The following is a 20,724-nucleotide window of genomic DNA, read 5'->3' on the forward strand; positions in this document are numbered from 1 at the left end:
CCGTCAAATCGGATTTTTTCCGGGAAGCCAGAAATGCAAGGCTGATAAAGGCGTTTATGAAGCTGGCGACTAGCGGTATGATAGGAACGAGCCAGAGAATGCTCTCTACGTCTTTTGCAGTCATTCTTGAGAATTACTCCCCACACGTTTCAGAAAAGCGTGTTGCGAATCACGCCCTCAAAAAGGGTAAAATTATTAATCTTTGAGCATACCTATTGAGTCGGCATCTACCGAGCTTTGCTTTGTGGCAAGGCTTACAATAATAGCTAACCCTACAGCAGCTTCGGCAGCGGCAACTGTTACTACAAAAACCACAAAATTGTCACCAGCGAAATTAATTCCTTTGGTAAAGCTACGAGCAAACGCTACAAAGGTGATATTCACGGCGTTCATCATTAATTCAACGCACATGAAAATAACCAAAACATTCCGGCGCATTAGTACGCCCGTAAGCCCTATCGAGAACAAAATCCCACTCAAAATTAAAAACCAAGCTGTCGGTATCATCTAATCTTCTCTTTGTTTTGTACTAGTGATACTTTATGGCGTAGCGAGCATACGCCACAAGCGAAAGGCAACTCAGCCCCTCACATTATTTTTTCAAAGTAAGCTTGCGCTCTTTATCAAGTTCGTTTGTGCCGAGCATTTTAAGCTCTTTTTCGTATTCAAACTCTTGTGCCGAACCGGGTTCGGCTACACCACCGAGACTGATGCCAACTGAACGGAACTCTTTGCGATCGCGTTCAAGACCACGTCTGCCGATTACGATTGCTCCAATGGCAGCAACCAACAAGATTAACGAACAAATTTCAAAAGGCAGAATGAACTTGCTGTAAAGTTCTTTACCTAGCAACGCGGTATGTCCTGTGCTGTTAGGCTCGGAAAACCAACCTTCATTACTTTTGACCACGCTGTTGCCTTGTGTATCGGTCATCGGCACTTTGCTAGATACCACGTAGCTGATGTTTTTCGCCATGTTTGCTGCTTGAGTATTGGCAGAGTCTGTGATTTTCCCGCCGTTATTATAGTAGTTGCTGGCGAAAATTATCACCAAAACTTCCGCCAGAAATGCCAAGGCGATTACTGGTGCTATCCGACTCTGGAAAAAGCGAAACGGGTTCAGTGCCGGACCGGGTCGGAGTTGTAACAACATCATCACAAAGACGAATAAAACCAGAATAGCACCGCTATACACCAAAACTTGTAGTGCCGCCATAAATTCGGCACCCATCAGGATGTATATACCTGCTACGTTGAAGAAGGTAAGTACTAGGGAAACGGCAGAATGCACAGGGTCTTTGAAAATTACTAGACCTAGCGAGCATACAATCGAAAGCCCTGATAATACCAGAAATATAATTTGCTCAAGCGGCAATCCAAACATTGTTCTAATCCTTATTTCTTGTCAGCCCACTCGCCCTTGCCAAGCTCAACACGTTTTTTGCTGCCTTGACCGTCTTCATCATAATACTTGTGGCTTTCCACTTTATTAATGTCACCGACGGTCATGTGCTTGATTCGTACTTCGGCTGCGGTATCTGCCTGATTCTCCACGAATTTGGGCATAGGCACTCTGGAGTCTTCGGGTAGATACTTATTTTGGATTTCCTGAAAGTTGGGAGGCAGAGTGCCTTGCACCAACGGCTTACCTTCACGTATTTTCTTGAGATACTCTTCGTATTTCATCGGGTAGCCGTACGGCAAAGTTCCAAGCGCAGGCTGGTGGCTCTGAAACTTACCACGCTGGATGCGCGGGTCAAGCTGATTATGCTTGAGGAAGGTAGAAGGCGCATCTGTAACAGCAGGGAAACCTGGTTCTTCAATAGACTCTCCGGTGCGTTCTTTTTCGCGGTCAGAAAGGCGCAACATTGCACCCGCATCAAGAATAAGCTGGCTGCGGTCGTAAACCGACAGTTCAAATTCGTGAGTCATAACCAACGCCAGTTCTGGGCAAACTTCTACGCACATTCCGCAGAAAACGCAGCGACCCATATCATAGAGATATATTTTAGCGTTGCGGAGACCGACATCATCAGTGCCGGGTACTACCGTCAAGCAGTTTGACGGACAAACGGCGGCACACAAACCACAACCAACGCAACGTTCTTTGCCTGTTTCTTGATCTCGCACCATACCGACTGCGCCTCTGAAGCGCGGGTGGAAATTTCTCATTTCCTTGGGATATTGCAACGTCACGTTCTTCTTAAAGAAGTGCCGGAGCGTCAAACCCAGACCTTGCGCTATTTCCTTTATCATCTAGACCACTCCTCTATCAGAAAGTTTTGAGTTTTGCGAGAAATTTAACACTCGAACCTCAAAACTGTACTTTATCCCCACCAACCAAAGGTTATACCCAAATATTTAAAGACCGCGGTAATTGCCACGTTGGCAAGCGCAATTGGGAACAATACTTTCCAGCAGAAACCCATCAACTGGTCGTACCGGAAGCGCGGCAAGGTTACTCGAATCCAGTAATAAATGAACAGGAAGAAGGCAAACTTCAGGAATAGCCAGATAGGACCCGGAATGAACTCAAGGAATGAAGCAGGCGCTGCCCAACCACCTAAGTATAGTGTTGCTACTGTCGCCGCTATCACGTTCATGTTGATATACTCACCTAGGTAAACCATCCCGAAATGCATTGCGCCGTACTCAAGGTGATAACCGGCTACAAGTTCCGATTCGGCTTCCGGTAAGTCAAACGGGTTGCGGTTGGTTTCGGCGATGCCACTGATAGCGTAAACGATGAAGCCAAAGAACTGTGGAATTATGTACCACATGGTGTTCTGTTGTGCTATCACTACATCGTTTAGGTTTAGCGAGCCAGCCATTATCAGCGTACCCATTAAGCCCAAACCCATCGTCAATTCGTAGCTAACTACTTGTGCTGATGAGCGGATGCTACCGAGTGTCGCATATTTGTTACCGCTGGTGTAACCGGACATTACGATACCATACACACCGATTGAGCTAAGAGCCAGCAAGTATAGGATGCCCATATTGAGGTTGGCAATTATCGGGCGAATCCATCCCCCAAATAACCCTTCACCAGTAGCATCGCCCCACGGTATTACCGCAAAGGCGGCAAGTGCCGGTATAAAGGCTATTATTGGAGCAAAGAAAAATAACGTTTTGTCGGCATCTCTTGGCACGATATATTCTTTGTTCAACAGCTTTACGGCATCGGCAATTGGCTGTAACAGACCTATAGGACCTGTACGCATTGGACCAAATCGCTGTTGAGCGAGCGCCATTACTTTGCGTTCTGCCCAAGTTTGGTATGCCATGATTACCATCACCACGTTCATAATAATGAACAAGGTTACGAAGGTTTGAAGGAACCAGATTACAGGTTCTTCCGGGGCATTTACCCTTGCCTCTGTTGCATTTACAACATCAAATAATGCGAGTGAAAACATGAGCTTTGTTTTCCTGTAGTGAGCAGATTATACTTAAGGTCAATGGTTGCCTATTAAAACGGCAACCGATCATGGCATTACCGATCAACTTCACCTAGAACGATGTCTATCGTTCCTATGCAGGTAATAACATCCGCTATCATGCGACCTTCGGTCATTAGCGGAAGTGCCTGCAAATTAACGTAACTAGGAGCGCGAATTTTCAGTCGATAAGGGCGTGGAGACCCATCACTGATAATATAGAAGCCTAGTTCTCCCTTTGGACCTTCCAAGCCAAAATAGCACTCACCTACCGGGGCAGGGAACCCATGAATGACTTGGTAGAAGTGGCGTTGCATTTCCTCAGCACGGCTCATTGAGAGTTCTTTAGGAGGCAATACTATCTTGGGGTCATCTGCCTTGACAGGACCTTTTGAAGGTAATTTTGCCAACGCCTGCTGGATTATACGATTGGATTGTTCCATTTCTTCCATACGTACCAGATAGCGATCGTAGCTGTCACCAGTAGAACCGAGGGGAATCTCGAAATCTAACTGATCGTAGTACATATAGGGTTCATGCTTGCGTAAGTCCCACTCAACTCCGCTACCACGCAGGGAGGGACCGGTCAAGCCATATTGGATGGCTTGTTCCGCCGTAATAACCCCTACGCCCTGAGTACGAGACATAAAAATAGGGTTTTTGCTGACCACTTTGTTGTAGTCTTTTAAAGCTTTATGGAAAAGCTCGGTAAATTCGTGTACTTTCTCATTGAAGCCGGGAGGAACGTCTGACATCAAGCCACCGATGCGGGTATAGCTGAGGGTCAAGCGTGCGCCGCTACACATCTCAAATATATCCATTATGGTTTCGCGGTCACGAGCAGCCCAGAGGAAAGGGGTAATTGCCCCAATGTCCATTACGTGGGTACCAAACCAGATTAGATGGCTGGCAATGCGCTGTAACTCGCTTAGAATCAATCTAATCCATTGCGCTCTTTCTGGCACTTCAATCCCAACCAGCTTTTCCACCGCCATAGTGTAAGACAGATTATTATTGAAAGGAGAGAGATAATCAAGACGGTCGGTAAGAGGAATAATTTGGGTGTAATATTTATTCTCCGCCAACTTCTCAGTACCGCGATGCAGGTAGCCGGGTACAGGGTCGCAGCGTACCACCGTTTCGCCTTCAAGGTCAACAATCACCTGTAGCACGCCATGGGTGCTGGGGTGGTGTGGACCAAGGCTTAGGCGCATTCGCTTGTCGCCTTTTTCTTGAAAATTATCCCCGCCTACAGGATTCATTACATTCTGCATAAGAACCTCGTCTTTTATTTAGAAAATCAAGGGTTAAATAAGCCCTTGATTTAAATATCGTATCCCTCGGTCGGGTAATCCTTGCGCAACGGGAAGCCTTCCCAATTTTCAGCCATCAAAATACGGCGCAAGTCTGGGTGTCCCTCATAAATAATGCCGAACATATCGTAGGTTTCGCGTTCCAACCAGTTGGCAGTTTTCCAGACAGGGCAAAGGCTGGGTATCTTTTCGCTGGTGCTGGCTTTAACCCTGAACCGATGGCGTTTGGATAGGGACAGCAAATGGCTAATAACATCGAAGCGTTCATCCCTTAAAGGGTAATCGGCGGCGGTTTCGTCAATCATCATATTGAAGGCGCAATCAGGGTCGTCACGCAAGAACTGGTGAACTTCAAACCAGATTGTTTTCTTTACGCGAACAGTAACCTCATCGCGAAACTCGGTTATACCTAGGATATTACCGCCAAATTTTTCCTGCAACTTCTGTGCGACTACCTGAAGGCTTTCCTTCATTTGCGTTTTAACTCTTTCTTCCTGTTTTCAAACATCATCAAAAATCAGATTCCAAGAATTCAAGGTTACTTTGTGGGTGACTGCTTGCTACAAGCTTGCAAGTAACCATATAGCCCTGACCTCTGATTTTTGCCACAAGTTTATTCAGGGTAGCCTCTACTTTAACAGGGTAGGAGGGCTACTGATTTCTTCGTCAATGAACTGCATATAATCGGCTGCGCTTGGTAATGCAATATGACCGGGACGTTTGACTTCTGAAGTGTCCCAAGTACGCTCAAACTCGTTGCTATCCTGATTCAGAATCGGAAGCGGTTTGCGAATGCGTCTTTCCGTAGCTATTTTCTTACGTAATTCGTCAATGCCATAAGCAAAGGCTTCAGGGATAGGCGGGCAACCCGGTACATATACATCTACCGGAATGATGCGATCTACGCCCTGTAAGGTGCTGTAACTGTTATAGATGTTGCCGCTAATGGCGCAACTACCAATTGCCATTACCCATTTGGGTTCTGCCATCTGGTCGTAAACTGTCTTGATTATGGGAGCCATTTTCTTGGTCACTGTGCCGGAGACCATCATCATGTCAGACTGTCGCGGTGAGAAGCGAAAGAGCATTCCCCAGCGTTCCAAAATATCAAAGCGGCTGTTTGCGTGAGCCATCATTTCGATACCACAGCAAGCTGTACCAAACAAAACGGGCCAGAGCGAGTTTTGGTGACCCCAGTTGAGCAGAGCATCTACGGTGGTGGTTACAAAGTTATCGTTTAACTTTTCGTTTAGAAGACCCAATCCAAGGCTCCTTTCAACCAAGCATAGGCATAACCCAGCAAGATTACAAAAATGAAGATACCCATTTCTATCAGTACGAACAAGCCATCACCTCGCCGCACAAAACCGTCAAAGTTAATCGCCCACGGATATAAGAAGACCGCTTCTATGTCGAACAGCACAAACAGCATCGCTATTATGTAGAAGCGAATCGAGTAACGTTCGCGAGCGCGACCAACAGGCGGCACACCACTTTCGTAAGGAATGGTTTTGCGGGAATTTGGTTTGTTTGGTCTGATAAGAAAGCCCAGCAATAACAATGTCATACCTACGATTGTTACCACTATTAGAAAGATAGCAGTGGAGAGATACGCCAAGTTGAAATCTTCTAAGCTCATCATACCGGGTTAGCCTTGTTTTTCCGTATTATTTTATTGGTTTCTGACTTCTAAAAGCAATCGAGCATAGTATCTCTTTTGGAAGATACAATTCAGCTTACATTCGTGATAAGCTGAACAATGTGTGAGGGGATTATAGCATGCTGCTGGAAACCATGCAATTCAGGTTTTGCTGTTTTATAGTGAAAACCCTGACTCTTCTATTGGTAGAAAATGGGTACGATTAGGGACTATTTAGGGAAGGCTTTTTTCATGTCCCATTGTGGACAGGCTTGCATACTTTTACTAATACGTGTATAACTTAGTCTAGTTCTGGTTATCCTTATCTGGTCTAATTCCAGTTCATTTTGAGAGTAACCCGGCACATCCCACTTGAACTAAATTCTATAAGCTTTAACCCTCCAAAAACCGTGTGAACGACTTGTTGGCGGAGATACAGTATAGATGAAAACCCGTAACGGATATTCCACTTTTCTTCGTGTAGCCGGTTACTGGCTTGCTTTTGTTTTGTTTGCGGGTTTGCTCCTTAATTGCTCACCTAATTTTCTATCTTACCCTTCAAATCAAGGCGTTTCCGAACCACCACCCGATAATATCCAACATCTACCCATACCCGGAGAAATTATTGTTTCTTTCCAGCCCAACTCCTCCCGTATTCTCTATACTGAATTGCGCTATAACGCAAATCAATATATCGGTGATTCTACCTATATTGGTCAGCGTTTGCCCTATTCCAACTTGATAGAGGGGGTTCCAAAACTACGCGAGGTTTTTAGCAAGTATGGTGTGTGGTCAGCCGATGCCATTGACCCGGAAAATGGTACTTACCGGATTAATGCTAACCTAAATGCTGATGTATGGGCATTGCTTTATGAGGTAGAACAGAGTGGACAGGCGCGTTTTGCAGAACTCGATTATCCGGTTTACGGTTTTCGAGAGCCGAACGACCCTTATTATTTGCGAGGTGACCAATGGGGCTTAGCTAAAATTGATGCCGCTTCTGCTTGGGATATTACCACCGGTTCGGAAAATATTCTTATTGCGGTGGTTGATAGCGGGGTAGCCGCGCTACACCAAGACCTCGAAGATAAGGTTGTAGGTGGGTTGAACTTCATTTCCACTCCTCCTACTATTTCAACCATTGATGATGCAGGGCATGGCACTTTCGTAGCGGGCGTAGCTGCTGCCCGTGGAGATAACAATTATGGTATTGCCGGAGTGGCATGGGGCGCACGTATATTACCGATCAAAGTTCTTAATTCTCGTTTGCAGACTTCCAATGCGGTAGTGGCAATGGGTATTAACTATGCTACCGAACGGCGTGCCAATATTATCAACCTGAGCTTGGGTGCGCCGGAACGCTCGGAAGCAGTTTACGAAGCGGTATTGAAGGCATATAACCAAGGAGTGGTGTTGATAGGCGCTGCTGGTAATGAAGGCAATTCGGCGCCGCAATATCCTGCTTCTTTTGACGAGGTAATTGCTATTGGGGCAAGTAACCAGTTTGATGGCGTAGCGCCTTTTAGCAATAGCGGTCCTGAAATAGCGCTGGTAGCTCCGGGAAGTAGTATTTTTAGTCTTACTTGGTCGCAGCCAAACGGTTTGGTTTTCGGATTCGATAAAGGCACGAGTTTTTCAGCACCCTATGTCTCAGGTACGGTGGCGCTTATGCTCTCGGTTAACCGCAGCTTGAACCCGTCACAAGTGCGAAATATTTTGGAGGCTACCGCTGATTACCCGGGAGCTTCCGTGGTACAGACCCCTACTACATCGGTATCGCCTTCTCTAATGCCTACCAGCTCTTTGACATCTTCACCCGGTTTTACCAGCGCGTTGACTCCTTTCTCTGATGCCACCACTGCTCCGGTTACGTTTACCCAACGCACTATTGCGCATGTATTTTCTGCAACTGCCACCCCAATTACACCGCTATATTATGATACGCGCCTCGGTTTTGGCAGACTGAACACCTATCGCGCCGTTCTGGCAGCGCAGAAGGGCGATTTTGTGGCTTCCAACCGTGGGCAAGCGCAAATAAAGGTATCGGGCATTCCTAACCCGCGTGATGTGCTTGTGACTCTAACGCCGGGTGATGCTAGAGTTCCTTTCGCTGATGGCACTCTTAACTTTTCCAATTTACCGCCCGGAAATTACCGTCTTACTGCCACTTCAAGCAAATATGGTTTACCCAATAAAACCTACCCGCTCCAGAATTTCAACTTTCAGATTACTGGCAATGGAAATAACACGAAGAATTTTACATTCGATTTTTCCCCATCAGCCAAATTACTTTCGAGCGGGGTAAAATTCGGCACTTTCGCTTCTTTGAAAGACGCTCCCGGTGGTGATACGCTTTATTTCGATGATACAGGGCATTCCATCGGCAAGCCCTTCCGGCAATTTTGGGAGAATAACGCCGGCTTGTTGGGTTTGGGATATCCGATTAGCGAATCCTTCATCGAAAACGGTATGCAGGTGCAATATTTCGAGCGGGTGGTTTGCGAATTTCATCCTGAGTTTGCCGGGACTCCCTTTGCTGTACAGGTGCGTCGGTTGGGGGTGGAATACTCTGAAAGGATAAAAAATAATACGGCTTTCAGCAATGTACCCGAACCGACAGCGGAAGAACAAGCCAATGCACAGGTGTTTTATTGGAAAGAAACGGGTCATACTTTGCGCGGTTCATTTCTTAAATATTGGCAGGATAACGGAAACTGGGTTACTCTGGGCTTACCAATTAGCGAACCTTTTAGTGAAGGTGGCAGGGTGTTGCAGTATTTTGAAAAGCAGATTCTCGAACTTCATCCAGAACTTTCTTCAAAGGGCATGGAGGTTCTAGGCGCGTTGGTAGCGCGAGATTATGCGCGAACTCAGGGTTTGCTGGGACCGGGCTATTAATCCTCTCGATTCAACCAAATTTCGTTAAATACTACTTGCAGAATCCCCGATTTGATGGTAGATTAAGTTATGACAAGTTGTTATGACAAGTAGAGGTACGGTTTTGCCTTGCCTCTAAAAGTTTCTGTTTGGCTCACAACTCCACACAGCCCGCTATATGGCGTGCAACGAAGCTCTAGTCAAAACTCAACGGGCTTTTGACCGTATGGGGTCGGAATCAGGAGAACCAATTCATGAGGCGACCAAACCGATTTTTCACCAGCCGCGCCCATTTTGCTTTTCATTGGCTGGTAATTGTACTGCTTTTGCAGCTTTCTATTGTAACGCCTGTGTTGGGCGCACCCTCGCAAGATGAAACACCCGTAGCAACCGTAATTCCTGATGTGGCTGAGTACCGTCAAGGCGAAGTAATTGTAAAATTCAAAGATGCTCCAGTTGGTCAATTTCAAAATCTTGCCTCAGCTTATCTGAAAAATAATACCGATATTGAATACTATAAAAATTTAGGTTTAACCAGTGTATTAGGTCTTGCTTCGCTACCGGGCATAGACGTTCTTTCTGCTCCCGGCGTTGATGTCAAAACCCTAGTTACTGCCTTTAGCCTTAATCCCGCAGTAGCGTATGCCGAACCGAACTATATCCGGCGTATTTTTAGAGAGCCATCGGATAGTTTTTACACTCAGGGCAAGCAAGATTATCTAAAGCGGATAAATCTACCGGATGCGTGGGAGCAGGTTTACGGTTCTAATACCAATGCCTATACTTCTCGGCAGGGCGTTGTTATTGCAGTGGTGGATACCGGCATTCGTAATAATCGCAGCTTAACCCTCGATCCCGGTCAATGGGATGTATATGGTTCTTATGTACCAAGCACTGATGTCCCAACCAGCGCTACTTCTCCACAAAGATCGCCGAAGGGTCCGGCGGCGCCTCTTCCAAATGGTATTGCAGAATCTGATCCTTGTTACTTACCCCAACCTTCACCTTATCCATCGGCAGGGCAAGAGCAACAAAGCCAGACCAATTCCGGTTGTAAGGTCTTGGGACTATATGGCGGAGATGGAATTTGGGATCTCAGAGGCAGGGTTTTTTACGCGCAGGGCATTAGCACCGTGCCGGATTGTGGTTCGGCGCGTTGGAAGCCTAGCAGCCCGGAATGTACCACCGATTATAACGGTCATGGAACGGCAGTTGCCGGAATTATTGCGGCTAACCCGAATAATAATTACAGCGAGGTAGATGATGTTCCGGTTATAGATCCAGTTACAACGCAAGTGACTGTAATAAAAAAGCGGATTTATGCATATCCTTATTATAACTACGGGATGGCAGGGGTTAACTGGAATGGTTCTCGCGAAGGGGCTAATCCATCTCCAACTGGGCTTTTGTCCGTTCGTTCTTGCAACTGGAACGGCGAATGTGCTGATTCGTGGGTAGCTGAAGGTTTAACGCAAGCTGCTAATGCGGGAGCGCGTATAATCAACATGAGTCTTGGCGGACCAAACTATTCTAAGGCAATGGCTGAAGCGATTAAATATGCTCAGAGCAAAGGGGCGATTATTGTAGCGGCTTCCGGCAATGTGGCTAACGGTGTGGCGGAATATCCTGCTGCCTATGACGGCGTTATTGCGGTTGCTGCTACTGATGAAAATAATAAACCGGCTAAATTCTCATCCTATGGCTCATGGGTTAGCGTTGCCGCTCCCGGAACCAACATTCTGACTACCAACATTAACTGGCCCGGTACCTCGTTTGGAAAAGGCAATCCTTATCTTACCGACGATCCGTTTGGTAATAACAGAGACTCAGGCGATTACACTGTTATGGATGGCACCAGTTTTTCCGCCCCTATCGTAACGGGTGTTATCAGCTTGATGCTGGAGGTAAAACCAGACCTAACCGCCGCGCAGGTTAAGTCTATCTTGCAAGGTACGGCTACGGATATTGATGCTGCTGGACGCGATGACCGTACCGGATACGGTCTGGTTAATGCGGGCGCGGCGGTTAGGGCAGTTATAAACAGTGACCTGAATCCGAATCGCAACTCTAGAGTTTACGGGTTTATAGCTGGGGCTAGTTCAAATGATGTGGTTATGACTCTCGACCCGGGTCAACTTGTCAAGAATACAGACTCGTCAGGTAATTACAGCTTCGATAATTTGGGCGCAGGCGTTTACACTTTACGCGCAATATTGCCCAAAGCTGCCCGTATTCTGGGACCTGTCACTATTACAGTAGATGGCACTACCAATGGAGCAGTCCCGGTAAACTTTGACTTTGCCTCCGGACAGGTAATTGCCGGACCCGGCGCAGTAGCCCCAAGTTCGACACAACCGACAACCGGGCAAGGCGCACCTAACCAAACAGATCAACTTGCCAGCCAATCGGTCTATTTCAATAAAGTAGCGCCAATTTCCAGTACCAATGAACTAAATTATTTCTCTGAAACAGGACATACGCTCAAAGGCGAATTCAAGCGGTTCTGGGATTCTCACGGTGGCTTAGAGGTCTTTGGCTATCCTTTAAGCGAAGAGTTTATTGAAGTTAGCAAAACCGATGGAAAACTCTATACAGTGCAGTATTTCCAGCGTAACCGCTTCGAGCTTCATCCTGAAAACGCAGGAACACCTTATGTAGTGTTACTTGGTTTGCTGGGTAGTGAGTCCGTTAAAAATCGGAATTTCCAGCCGGTAGCGCCTGTTTTATCTTCGGGTACTCTGGTTTATTTTGACAAAACTGGTCATACCCTGAGCGGTCGCTTCTTAGAATACTGGAATAAATATGGTGGACTCGATATATTTGGCTATCCGGTAAGCGAGCCATTGCTAGAAAATGGTTTGCAGGTGCAATACTTTGAGCGCAATCGCTTTGAGTATCATCCTGAAAATGCTGGTAGTAAATACGACGTGCTGCTTGGTTTGCTTGGGGTTGATTTAGCACGAAATCGCAATTACATAAGGTAAGGCTTGGTTTGAGCCTTAACCATATTATATTCATAATCTGTAGGGACTCCTGTCCTTACAGATTTTTTTCCTACTTATGGCTTGCGCTTGCTCTTTATGCTATCATAAATAGGTAAATGCTGGAGCTATAATTGCCTGAAAAGCTACCTTAATGGAGGCACCCAAATGAGTATGTCCCCGCTTGGTTCAAATCCAGACCCGGAGGAAATCGATCAAAAGTTAGATGAACTGATGATAGAAGCGCGTAACCGGGCAGAAGAGCTTAATAAACGCCTGAGTGAGGTTGAGATGCTGATTCGGCAGAACCAGACAGAGGTTGACAGGCTCGGCGCAAGAGAGGGACAGCTTTCAGCACGCTTGAAAGATATGGAAACCAACATGGATGCTTATAGCTTGCCCGACATCAAGGTGCTATACAATAGCTACCATGAGGTACAGCTAAGGCTCAACTCTATGCGTAAGGAAGTCGAGCTGCTTAGAGAGCGACAGAAATATCTAAAAGAGCAGCAGCAAGAAAATTTTAGGCTCTATCAGATTTTGAATCAGCGACCCAAAAGTAAAGCTCCTCAAACTTCTAGTCATGTACGTGGGGTACAAGGCGTTGAAGCTCAGGAAATGGTCGGCAAAATTATCCAAGCACAAGAAAACGAACGCTTGCGTGTATCCCGCCAGTTGCATGATGGACCTGCACAGGCAATGAGCAATTTGGTTTTACGTGCTGAAATTTGTGAACGTTGGATGGAAGCGGACATTGCGCGAGCGAAAGCCGAGATAACCGGCTTAAAATCTATGGTGAACGACACTTTACAGGAAACGCGCGGTTTTATCTTCCAGCTTCGCCCTATGATTCTGGATGACCTTGGCTTGCTACCAACCTTGCGGCGTTATATCAAAGATTTTCAAGAGAAAAATAAAATTGAAGTTAATCTGGTAAGCAGTGGGGTGGAGCGTCGTTTGCCCAACCAGTTTGAAGTAGCTGTTTTCCGTATCATTCAAGAAGCCCTAAGCAATGTGTCAATTCACGCCCATGCCTTACACGTTAATATATCGCTTGATTTAGGTGAACAAGCTGTAACCTTGAGCGTAGAAGATGACGGTAATGGCTTCGATATTCGCAAGCTTGAAGGTGAAAAACAGCAAAAATCGCTTGGTATTCATAGCATGGGTCAGCGCACTGAAATGTTAAACGGCAGGTTGGAAATAGCCAGTACGCCCGGTCGAGGTACCCGTGTGGCAGCATATATTCCCTTGATTACTATTTGATATAAATAGTTGGCTAAATAAATTTCACGAATGAAATAATCGTAATGTAATTCGTAATGTTTATATGGTATATTACATTCAGATGAGGAAAGCACAATAGCCACAATCTAAAAGTACTATATACCAAATGGCTATTGCTATAAAAGCCTCATAATACTAAAATAGATTAGTGGAAGCGAATGATAGTGCTTCAGTTTTAGAAGAGACGTGTTGCAAACTGTACTGACATCCTAGCAATAGGCGCGGCGCAAAAAAATATTATTCAAAGTTTTTTTTCCTAATTCTGCCTAACCTTTGCTAATCACACTCCGCAGTATAGCAATATATCCCTCTTGCATTGAAGAGTTATCCTTCTGTAACCACACTGTCAATCTCAACTTTAACAACTTATTATCTATGTTGGAGGTAACGACAATGTTGGACTTCAAGAAACTTTTCCGCAAACAGACCGAAGAAAAAGAAGGTCAGGGTCTCGTAGAATATGCTTTGATCCTCTTCTTAGTAGCCGTAGTAGTTATAGCAATTCTGGTGTTCCTTGGACCTCAGATCGGTAACGTCTTCAGTAGCGTAACCAAGAACCTGTCCTAATTATCTGGGATTTTGCCTCTGCTCCGTTTGGGGCAGAGGTCTTTTATTTCTACGCTGAAGCTGTTCCAAGTATAGCTATACAAATAAAAATAGGTATATTGCACGGACACCCCACTCTAATCGGTGGGGTTTTTCTTTGTTTTTGAAAATAATAGCTTTACAGGTTATTATTAGCCTGAATTGCTATCCTTTTTACTTATAGTATGGGAAATTCCAATACGAACGCCATAAAGCAAGCTTTTGTATTCATAAATCGTCACCCGTACCTCTTTCTTTCAGGCGCGGCTTTGGTTTTGCGCTTACTGGTTGCGTTTTTCTGGGTAAAGCAACCTGGTTTTGTAGATGCTTATTATTATTACCAAGCTGCTCAGAACTGGTATGATGGACATGGTTTTGTAATCAATACGGTCTGGAATTATCAGATAACTGCTTTTAATCCTACCAACCCGCTCTCTGGCTATACGCACCTAGCCTTCGACTACTGGAATCCATTGGCAAGTTGGCTTATTATCGGTTCTTTTGCTTTATTTGGAGTGTCTCCTTTTGCCGCATCCCTGCCATTTATGCTTTGCGCTGCACTACTCCCGCCACTGGCGTTTTATGCCGGGAAACTGGCTTTTGGAGAGACACAGCGGCGTTATAGCTGGGTTATGGCGGTTGCTACGCTCTTTCCGGGACGCTATTTCTTATTCTGGAACGCTCCAGATAATTTTGCTAATTTTGCTTTGCTCGGCTTGCTGTGCTTCATAACTATTCATTTGGGTCTAAACAAAGATGATCGTTGGCTAGTAGTGGCAGGCGCGTTAAGCGGTTTGGCTTACCTGTGCCGAAGCGATGGGGTGTTATTTACTGCCACACTTGTACTATCCTTTCTTTGGGTGCGCTGTAAACCACAAACAGGGCTTCAACTTTGGAAGCCACGTTGGGGAATACTGGGTTTAGCCCTAATTGCTGCTCTTTCGGTGGTAACGCCATGGTTATGGCGTAATCTGTTAGAATTTGGCACACTCTTTTCTCCCAATAGCGGCAAAGTATTTTGGCTGCAAAATTATAACGAACTATTCAGTCATAGCCTTTCCCTAACACCGGCACGGTATTTTGAGTGGGGCTTTGGCAATATTATTATCAGCAAACTCAACGCACTGGAGATAGGCGCGATTATTCTAAGCGTGCAGGGTTTGTTCCTGCTTGCGCCTTTTTTCCTGCTCGGTATCTTTCTTTTGAATTTTAAGAACCGGGCTTATGTACCTTTCTTAATCCATCTAACGCTTTTATATTTCGGCATGGTGCTTATATTTACTGAAATTAGTTTACACGGAACGCTTTTTCATGCGGCTGGTAGCCTTATACCCTATCAGGCTGGCGCGGCTCTTTTCGCTATCGAATGGTTGGTACGAAAATATTGCGAGTGGCGCAAACGCCCTAACCGGCTCAAGTTTTTCGCTAACGGAATTGCTGTGCCATTGCTGGTGGTGTCAATTGTACTCACTCTATTAGTCTCTGCCTCTGCTTCTAGCTCTTGGGATAAAGACTTTATTTATGCTGTTGAGATAAACGATTGGTTCAAGGCAAACAGTATTTCAAACTATGCTATAATTATCGGCGAGCCGTTAAGCTACTACTACGCTACGGGTAATCCAGCTATAGCGTTGGCAAGCGATAGTGTAGCGGCTAATCTAGAAGCTGCTCGCCGCTTTGGGGCAAATTATCTGGTGCTTGGCATAGAGCGTTATTCAGCTTTAGATGCTTTGTATAAAGATAAGGGCGGAGTAATAGCGGCTGGTCTGAAATTGCAATTTATTGCAGAATATAAGGGTAGCCAGATTTACAGGATAGAACCGGTTAATTAGAGGCACTATTGCAATCTATTATTGGTAATTCCTCAGCTTATCGTCAATTGATTCTGCGGGACCTCGGTTTGGCATGCGGACTTAGTATAGCCGCCTTGCTGTTTATATTTCTGGCATTTTCGATTTCCATTTGGATATTGGCGCTAGGCTTGCCTCTTTTAGCAGGGGCATTCTGGTTTGGCAATCGTGGAAGTGTTGCGTTACAGAAACAGCGTAGTCAGGAACGATTGGCAACACTATTAAGCAAGGTTTTGGGTGAGAACTATATCTATTTTCTCAACCTTTTGTTGCCTGAGAACCGTTCGGTTGGCATGATTGATGGGGTGCTATTAGGTCCTCATGGCGCGTTGGTACTAGAAGTATCCAGCATTTCTGGTCAGTATATTTGCGAGGGAGACACTTGGTACAGGTACATGGGAGGCAACGATTCGACTGCCAAAAAGCAACCTAACCGTAAACGTATCAAGGATAGCCCTACTTGGAAGGTGATACGTGCTGCTCGTGAGGTAAAATCGTGGCTTTCAGTACGAAACTTACCTCAAGTGCCGGTTCAACCGATAGTGGTGTTGGATAGGGGCAAATTATTTTCTTCTACACACCCCAATTGCCCTATTGTCGAACATGCTGATTTGGTGACTTATCTCAAAGAGCAAATATCCCCCAAAGGGTCTTCTTTCGAGGCAACTGACGTTAGCGAAAGTACCTTGGAGCAGATTATCCATCGCTTGAAAAACCATTGAACCAATTCTATCAAGGTGTTTTTTGTGGGAATTTATGATAATCAGATTCGCCTAGGGCTTGATTTCCTAGTAAAAATACAGAACCCCGATGGTGGCTGGGGTTATAAGGTGGGTGGGCAAAGCTTTGTAGAACCAACTGCTTTGGCATTGTTGGTGCTTTTCCATCCCAATATTGGGGCTGGTAGGTTGAATGCACCTCAGCCCTATGTGGATGCGGTTCAGAAGGGACTTACTAGGCTTCGCGCCGACCAGCATCCAGACGGTGGGTGGGGAATTTTCAAGGAAGATCAGTTTAGCGGCTGGATGACTTATCCTGCTACATGGTGTTTTAATATTTTGCTGCGAATCCCAGAATTAGCTGCGCTCTATGCCAAACCTGAAGATGTTGATTCACGAAGTAGCGCACGCAGCTTGATTTTGAATAAACAGCGTGAGCCAAAAGTTACTCAGAAAGAATGGGATATTTATAAAAAGCTACTAAGTATTGACTCCAATCTGTTGGGTTGGAAATGGGGACCTAACGCTACTGAAGCAGGTTTTGTGATTCCAACCGCTCTGGCAATGATAGCCTTGACCGTGGAAGACAGAACGATAGTAGCTGATAGCGACCAGATTCGAGAAGGTAAGGCTTACCTGCGTGATCGCGCTTGCGCCGTAGGTGGTTGGAACGTTGGTAATCCTTATATGTATGATAAACAATTGCCACCAACACCGGATGGAACTGCCTATGCTTTATTGGCTTTTGCCGTTACGCTCAGCACTTCGGATTTTGGCGGCACACAGGAAGTATGGCGTGGTGTTTCAGTGCTGTCCGATTTTTTAGAAGAAACTTACAGTGACCATGTGTTGGCTCTTGGCTTGTTGTCTTTACGCTTTTACCCTGATATAGGTACTAACAACTCTGACCGTATGGGTCGCTTTTATATAAAATTACTTAAAGGCACTCCTTCCCAAACCGGTAAACCCGCCTCAAAAGGACAAGCTCTTAGTGGTGGCTGGATGACTAGCCCTCATACTACTGCGTTAGCAATTCTAGCTTTAAGTGATAATCTTTATTTTGTGCAACCGCAATGACAATAAATCCTAATCGTCCCAGACGTAGAGTGCTAAGTCGCCGTCAATTTACACGCCTGATGCTTACAGGTGCAATTGGTGGCTCTGTAGTGTTGGCTGAGTTTGTCAGCCGTCCACTTGGGATAATTAAGTGGATTAGCTTAAATTTCCGCCGACTCGGCAAGGGCTTTGGAGAGAAATCACAGGTGGCGATAGTTAACGCGACCTATGAGGGGGATATTTTAACCCCGCTACGAACTGCTTGGGAAGCGGTAGATACCCCTTCTGCAACAGGTAAGCGTGTCGTTTTAAAGCCAAATATTATTTATAACTTCCCCGGTTCAGCTATTAATACTCACCCTGCCGTACTGGAAGCAGCTATACGGCTTTTCCGGGAGCAGGGCGCAAAAGAGGTTATCGTGGCGGAAGGCTCAGCTTACCAGCGCGATATTACCGATTTGTTATATCAAAGCGGCATTCAGAAGGTGCTGGATAGCCTGAATGTGCCTTTCGTAGATTTGAACCACGATGACTTGGTTAAGGTTAATACCAAAGGTGGTTATAACAGTCTGGAATTTATGTGGTTGCCCAAGACAATCGCTCAAGCAGAGTTGCTGGTTTCGATGCCTAAAATGAAAACCCATCACTGGGCAGGGGTGACTCTGAGTATGAAGAATCTGTATGGGATTGTGCCGGGCATAAAATACGGCTGGCCCAAGAATATTTTGCACGTAACCGGGATTGAGCAAAATATCGTTGAGTTGTATGAAACAATGCCTCCACAAGCTACCATTGTAGATGGAATTATGGCAATGGAGGGAGATGGTCCTTTGTTTGGAACACCCAAACCAGCGCAAGTGCTGGTGATTGGGCGCGATTTGGTAGCGGTTGATGCTACCTGCGCCCGTATAATGGGATTTGAGCCAACCAAAGACTTCCTCAAGCATATCTGGTATGCCGATTGGCTTGGTCAGGGAGTGATGAGTAAGGATCGGATTATACAGAAAGCTTTACCCGTGGAGAGCGTGAAACAGAGTTTTGTTGCAGCCCCAAAACCTGAAGATGTAGCCCGATATTAGGTATATAAAAAAGCAAAGAAGCTCTGGCAAAATCTCCAAAGCTTCTTAAAGTTCTCTATTTAGTTTAGTTTGCTTGAAGACACGCGGGCTACCTAGCTTATTTACGCCAGCTTAACCTTGCCGCTTTGCGCTACACGGCTTCTCGATTCAAGCATCGGTGAGGGTTCTAGCGGAACCAACTTCGAAGTGGATGCGTGGCTTTCTAAACGCCTTTGCATTCCTCTTACTTACACCGGACTACAGGAACCGACTATTGCTTACCGCCCCAGCATACTGACTAATTTATCTCTTGAGTACCACTGATCACTTCTACTCTACTAATTACCCTACTAACGACCTTGTTAATCATGCAATTTCACTTTTGTTCTGTATGTATCTATGCACATCAGTTCAATTGCAATTTAATCACATCTATCTGTTACAACCCGTAGCAATAAAGCTTATCCAGCATATTTAAGCTACAAGTTTACAGCGATTTAGTAAAAAAGATCAGGTGCAATAGCACTGGGGCTTTATCTGTCTTCCTGCCAAACTCCAAATAGCACATGAGGTTTAACCATACCAGTGTACCTCCTATTTGGGACTTGCTAGTGAAGCTACCACCAATAACAGAGTAAAAGCGCACTTTTGAGGTGAGCTTCATTATTATCTTCCCAATAATTGTAGCTTCTCAATTTATGGGGTGTAGATATTCTCTCTACATTCACAGTATATAGCGGTTTTGTAGCTGAGTCAATAGGGTTTGTGTTAATAATTTACAAATCGTTAACAGGTATTATTTGTATAGCGCTTTACAAAGTCCGTGTGATATTTGCCCTTCTTATGCTCTGTAATAAGAGATGTAAGTTTATTAATTTTTCATAAAAAGCTTGAGATTACGGTCAACGCTTCATCGATTCCGCTTTGTTCTACCTCGTAATGGGTCACAAAGCGGATGGTATAAGGGCCCATTGAGTTAATCAAAATCCCTTTTTGCTTCAAACTTGTTACCCACTCATCGGCAGTGCGCCCCGAACCAGTCGTATCTGCCATCACAATGTTGGTTTGCACAGTTTCTAGGTCTATTTCCAGTCCCCTGACCTGTTGTAAGCCTTCGGCAAGGCGTTGTGCGTTGTAGTGATCCTTCCCCAACCGTTTGGTCATTTCAGTGAGCGAAATAAGACCCGCTGCCGCCAATATACCCGCCTGCCGCATACCACCGCCTAGCATCTTTCGATTTTTGCGGGCGCGTTCAATGAAATCGCGCTTTCCTACCAGCACTGAGCCAACCGGCGCACCCAAACCTTTTGAGAGGCATAGCTGCACCGAGTCAATTTCGGCTACCAGTTCTCGTACATTTTTGCCAAGATAGGTTGCAGCATTAAATACCCGCGCTCCATCCAAATGGACAGGTACATCATTAGCATGCGCTGTATCGCAGATTCTTTTTGTATCTTCGATACTCATAACTGTACCGCCCTTACGGTTATGGCTGTTCTCAAGGCATACTAACCCCGTTACAGGGTAATGTATATTTTTCCCTCTGATGGCATGCGCTATCTGTTCGAGGTTGAGTATGCCCAGACGGTTTTCCTGAACGGTGTGATACATCAAACCGCCTACTATTGCGCCCCCACCTACCTCATAATAGAAGATGTGAGATTCTGCGCCCATTATTATTTCCTGACCTCTACTACAATGTGTAATTACCCCAATCAGATTTCCCATAGTGCCGCTGGTTACAAATAAGCCTGCCTCCTTTCCCATTATTTCGGCGGCGGTTTCTTCCAGTTTGTTAACGGTAGGGTCTTCTCCATATACGTCATCACCCACCTCAGCTTTGTACATAGCTTCACGCATTGCCGAGGTAGGTTTTGTTACAGTATCGCTGCGTAAGTCTATAATTCTTGCCATTTTTT

15 protein-coding genes and 1 pseudogene are annotated in these 20,724 nt (G+C 45.5%); 7 read left to right on the forward strand and 9 right to left on the reverse strand.

Annotated features, from left to right (window positions below; genetic code table 11):
* Nucleotides 1-195: 195 nt before the first annotated feature.
* From nuoK to WCK19_RS10885, 8 genes and pseudogenes are all read right to left on the reverse strand, one after another.
* Nucleotides 196-507 (reverse strand): NADH-quinone oxidoreductase subunit NuoK, encoded by a 312-nt coding sequence (gene nuoK, locus WCK19_RS10850; protein WP_342397398.1) that lies wholly within the window; start codon nucleotides 505-507, stop codon nucleotides 196-198.
* Nucleotides 508-592: 85 nt separating this feature from the next.
* On the reverse strand, nucleotides 593-1,384 hold the full coding sequence (locus WCK19_RS10855; protein WP_342397399.1) for an NADH-quinone oxidoreductase subunit J: 792 nt from the start codon (nucleotides 1,382-1,384) through the stop codon (nucleotides 593-595).
* An 11-nt stretch (nucleotides 1,385-1,395) separates the two neighbouring features.
* Nucleotides 1,396-2,256, reverse strand: a complete 861-nt coding sequence (locus WCK19_RS10860; RefSeq protein WP_342397400.1) for an NADH-quinone oxidoreductase subunit I — start codon at nucleotides 2,254-2,256, stop codon at nucleotides 1,396-1,398.
* 71 nt (nucleotides 2,257-2,327) lie between these two features.
* On the reverse strand, nucleotides 2,328-3,419 hold the full coding sequence (nuoH, locus tag WCK19_RS10865) for an NADH-quinone oxidoreductase subunit NuoH (RefSeq protein WP_342397401.1): 1,092 nt from the start codon (nucleotides 3,417-3,419) through the stop codon (nucleotides 2,328-2,330).
* A 77-nt stretch (nucleotides 3,420-3,496) separates the two neighbouring features.
* Complete coding sequence (gene nuoD, locus WCK19_RS10870) at nucleotides 3,497-4,714, reverse strand: NADH dehydrogenase (quinone) subunit D (protein ID WP_342397402.1); 1,218 nt, start codon at nucleotides 4,712-4,714, stop codon at nucleotides 3,497-3,499.
* 50 nt (nucleotides 4,715-4,764) lie between these two features.
* Nucleotides 4,765-5,226 (reverse strand): NADH-quinone oxidoreductase subunit C, encoded by a 462-nt coding sequence (locus tag WCK19_RS10875; protein ID WP_342397403.1) that lies wholly within the window; start codon nucleotides 5,224-5,226, stop codon nucleotides 4,765-4,767.
* A gap of 330 nt (nucleotides 5,227-5,556) precedes the next feature.
* Nucleotides 5,557-6,015: pseudogene (locus WCK19_RS10880) on the reverse strand (NADH-quinone oxidoreductase subunit B family protein); the annotation flags it as partial.
* Nucleotides 6,003-6,395, reverse strand: coding sequence for an NADH-quinone oxidoreductase subunit A (locus WCK19_RS10885; RefSeq protein ID WP_342397404.1), 393 nt, complete (start codon nucleotides 6,393-6,395; stop codon nucleotides 6,003-6,005). The gene WCK19_RS10885 and the pseudogene WCK19_RS10880, both read right to left, overlap by 13 nt.
* A 441-nt stretch (nucleotides 6,396-6,836) precedes the next feature.
* Here WCK19_RS10885 and WCK19_RS10890 point away from each other — a divergent pair, with 441 nt between their 5' ends.
* The 7 genes from WCK19_RS10890 to WCK19_RS10920 all read left to right on the forward strand — a co-directional run bounded on the left by WCK19_RS10890 (nucleotide 6,837) and on the right by WCK19_RS10920 (nucleotide 18,826).
* Nucleotides 6,837-9,290, forward strand: coding sequence for a S8 family serine peptidase (locus WCK19_RS10890; protein ID WP_342397405.1), 2,454 nt, complete (start codon nucleotides 6,837-6,839; stop codon nucleotides 9,288-9,290).
* Between the two features lie 233 nt (nucleotides 9,291-9,523).
* Nucleotides 9,524-12,253 carry a S8 family serine peptidase gene (locus WCK19_RS10895; RefSeq protein ID WP_342397406.1) on the forward strand — a complete coding sequence of 910 codons (2,730 nt, stop codon included), beginning with the start codon at nucleotides 9,524-9,526 and terminating at the stop codon, nucleotides 12,251-12,253.
* 165 nt (nucleotides 12,254-12,418) lie between these two features.
* On the forward strand, nucleotides 12,419-13,516 hold the full coding sequence (locus tag WCK19_RS10900) for a histidine kinase (protein ID WP_342397407.1): 1,098 nt from the start codon (nucleotides 12,419-12,421) through the stop codon (nucleotides 13,514-13,516).
* 881 nt (nucleotides 13,517-14,397) lie between these two features.
* A complete protein-coding gene (locus tag WCK19_RS10905; protein ID WP_342397408.1) occupies nucleotides 14,398-15,954 on the forward strand; it encodes a glycosyltransferase family 39 protein in 1,557 nt (518 codons plus the stop codon).
* A gap of 8 nt (nucleotides 15,955-15,962) precedes the next feature.
* On the forward strand, nucleotides 15,963-16,694 hold the full coding sequence (locus WCK19_RS10910; RefSeq protein WP_342397409.1) for a nuclease-related domain-containing protein: 732 nt from the start codon (nucleotides 15,963-15,965) through the stop codon (nucleotides 16,692-16,694).
* A gap of 24 nt (nucleotides 16,695-16,718) precedes the next feature.
* Nucleotides 16,719-17,768, forward strand: coding sequence for a prenyltransferase/squalene oxidase repeat-containing protein (locus WCK19_RS10915; protein ID WP_342397410.1), 1,050 nt, complete (start codon nucleotides 16,719-16,721; stop codon nucleotides 17,766-17,768).
* Complete coding sequence (locus WCK19_RS10920) at nucleotides 17,765-18,826, forward strand: DUF362 domain-containing protein (RefSeq protein ID WP_342397411.1); 1,062 nt, start codon at nucleotides 17,765-17,767, stop codon at nucleotides 18,824-18,826. Before WCK19_RS10915 ends, WCK19_RS10920 begins: the two co-directional genes overlap by 4 nt.
* A gap of 858 nt (nucleotides 18,827-19,684) precedes the next feature.
* Here WCK19_RS10920 and ltaE read toward each other — a convergent pair.
* Nucleotides 19,685-20,719, reverse strand: a complete 1,035-nt coding sequence (gene ltaE / locus WCK19_RS10925) for a low-specificity L-threonine aldolase (protein ID WP_342397412.1) — start codon at nucleotides 20,717-20,719, stop codon at nucleotides 19,685-19,687.
* Between the last annotated feature and the right edge of the window lie 5 nt (nucleotides 20,720-20,724).

It is taken from the genome of Candidatus Chlorohelix sp. (assembly GCF_037138995.1).
Taxonomy (GTDB): domain Bacteria; phylum Chloroflexota; class Chloroflexia; order Chloroheliales; family Chloroheliaceae; genus Chlorohelix.